A 2,766-nucleotide genomic window follows, 5' to 3' on the forward strand; every position below is an offset into this window, starting at 1 on the left:
ATAAAAAGGGCGGCACCGGCATGGTGTCGCCCTTTTTACGATTATCGCAACAAGCTTACTTGGTGTTATCAGTTCCCCCACCCAGTGCGGCATGGGCGGCAGCCAGACGGGCAATAGGCACCCGGAGTGGTGAGCAGGAAACATAATCCAGACCGATCTTGTGGCAGAAGATGACCGATTCAGGATCACCGCCGTGCTCACCGCAGATACCTAGCTTGATGTTGGGGCGGGTGGAACGGCCCTTCTCACAGCCCATCTTGACCAGTTGGCCAACGCCGTTCTGATCCAGGGAGACAAACGGATCTTCCGGCAGGATACCGGCATCCACGTAGAACGGCAGGAACTTGCCAGCATCGTCACGGGACAGACCAAAGGTGGTCTGGGTCAGGTCGTTGGTGCCATAGGAGAAGAACTCGGCTTCTACTGCGATCTCATCGGCGGTCAGGGCAGCGCGAGGCAGTTCGATCATGGTGCCGATCAGGTATTCCAGCTTCACGCCATACTGGGCGATGACTTCATCGCAGATCTTAACGGCATTGGCCTTGAGCACAGCCAGTTCTTTCACGGTTGCGATCAGCGGAATCATGATCTCCGGCACGATGGAGAAACCTTCGTTCTTGACCAGTTCACAGGCCGCTTCCATGATGGCCCGCACCTGCATGTCATAGATCTCAGGGAAGGTGATACCCAGACGGCAGCCACGGTGGCCCAGCATCGGGTTGAATTCATGCAGAAACTCAACCTTGGCCTTGAGCGTGCCGGCTGAGACCTTCATGGTGGCGGCCAGTTCGTCAATATCCTTGTCTTGCTGGGGCAGGAACTCATGCAGCGGCGGATCAAGCAGACGGATGGTGACCGGCAGCCCCTTCATCTCACGGAACAGACCGATAAAATCACCCTTCTGCATTGGCAGGATCTTGGCCAGCGCCTTCTCACGCCCCTCAACATCAGCAGCCAGGATCATCTCACGCACGGCAGCAATCCGCTCGGCATCAAAGAACATATGCTCGGTACGGCAGAGGCCGATCCCTTCAGCGCCAAACTCGCGGGCAACCTTGGCATCATGGGGAGTGTCTGCGTTGGTACGGACCTTCAACGTGCGGACTTTATCAACCCAGACCATCAGCCTGCCAAAGTCGCCGGTCAGTTGCGGTGGTACGGTCTTGACTTCGCCCAGCATAACCTGTCCGGTGGAACCGTCCAGGGTAATCATATCGCCCTTCTTGACCACCACCCCATCCTTGGCAACAAAGCTTTGGTCAGCATAGTTGACCTTGATGTCGCCGCAGCCAGCCACGCAGCACTTGCCCATACCACGGGCAACAACGGCAGCGTGGGAGGTCATACCGCCACGGGCGGTCAGGATGCCTTGTGCGGCATGCATGCCGTGGATATCTTCCGGTGAGGTCTCGATCCGGACCAGAATCACCTTCTTGCCGTTCTTGGCCAGCTCTTCAGCCTCATCAGCGGTAAAGACGACGGTACCACCGGCAGCGCCGGGGGAGGCAGGCAGGCCTTTGGCAATGATCTTCTTCTCTGCCTTGGGGTCCAGCGAAGGGTGCAGCAGTTGATCCAACTGGGAAGGTGCAACCCGCAGTACAGCGGTCTTCTCGTCAATCAGCCCTTCCGCAACCATATCCACCGCAACCTTGATGGCAGCCTGGGCAGTACGCTTGCCGTTACGGGTCTGCAGCATGAACAGCTTGCCCTTCTCGATGGTAAACTCGATATCCTGCATATCCTTGTAGTGTTTCTCAAGGATGCTTCTGATATCAGCCAGCTGATGATAACATTCCGGCAGCACTTCTTCCATGGAAGGCAGGTCGCCCGGCTTTTTCTGATGATTGTTGATCGGCTGCGGGGTGCGGATGCCGGCCACAACGTCCTCACCCTGGGCATTAACCAGATACTCGCCGTAGAAATAGTTGTCACCGGTGGAGGGATCACGGGTAAAGGCAACGCCGGTGGCGCAATCCTCACCCATGTTGCCATAGACCATGGACTGCACGTTAACGGCAGTGCCCCAATCAGCCGGGATGTTGTTGAGCTTGCGGTAGGTGATGGCACGCTGGTTCATCCAGGAGCCGAACACGGCGCCAATGGCACCCCAGAGTTGCTGCTTGGGATCTTCCGGGAACTCCTGACCAAGCTCTGCCTTGATCTTTGCTTTGAACTGGGCCACCAGATCCTTCCAGTCTGCTGCGGTCAGATCAGTATCAAGATGGACATTTTTCTCAGCCTTTTTCAGTTCCAGCAGATGCTCCAGGGCATGCTTGTCCATCCCCATCACAACATCTGAGTACATCTGCACAAAACGACGGTAGGCATCATAGGCAAAGCGCTCATCACCGGACTGGGCGATGATCCCCTGCACCGTGGTATCGTTCAGGCCCAGGTTAAGGATGGTATCCATCATACCCGGCATGGAGGCCCGGGCACCGGAACGAACCGAAACCAGCAGCGGATTCTTGGCATCGCCAAAGGTGCGCTCCATGATCCCTTCAACCTGCTTCAGGTGAGCTTCAACTTCAGCAGTCAGAGAAGCTGGATAGGTTTCGCCATTGGCATAATAGTAGGTACAAACCTCGGTACTGATGGTAAAGCCCGGCGGTACCGGTAGCCCGATGCTGGTCATTTCTGCCAGGTTGGCCCCTTTGCCGCCCAACAGATTCTTCATGTCGGCCCGGCCTTCAGCCTTGCCATTCCCGAAAAAGTACACGTACTTCTCTGCCATTGCGTCCTCCTTGAATGAGATCAGTTTTACTA

General features: G+C 56.4%; 1 protein-coding gene. It reads right to left on the bottom strand.

All coding sequences use genetic code 11. The features are described from left to right. Positions 1-55: 55 nt before the first annotated feature. Positions 56-2,734 carry a pyruvate, phosphate dikinase gene (gene ppdK, locus OEL57_RS16010; protein WP_300741852.1) on the bottom strand — a complete coding sequence of 893 codons (2,679 nt, stop codon included), beginning with the start codon at positions 2,732-2,734 and terminating at the stop codon, positions 56-58. Between the last annotated feature and the right edge of the window lie 32 nt (positions 2,735-2,766).

This window comes from Trichlorobacter sp. (genome assembly GCF_030247655.1).
Taxonomy (GTDB): domain Bacteria; phylum Desulfobacterota; class Desulfuromonadia; order Geobacterales; family Pseudopelobacteraceae; genus Trichlorobacter.

Bases quoted from the DNA above. Each gene is read 5' to 3' on its own strand.
- ppdK (WP_300741852.1), bottom strand. From the start codon at position 2,734: ATGGCAGAGAAGTACGTGTACTTTTTCGGGAATGGCAAGGCTGAAGGC.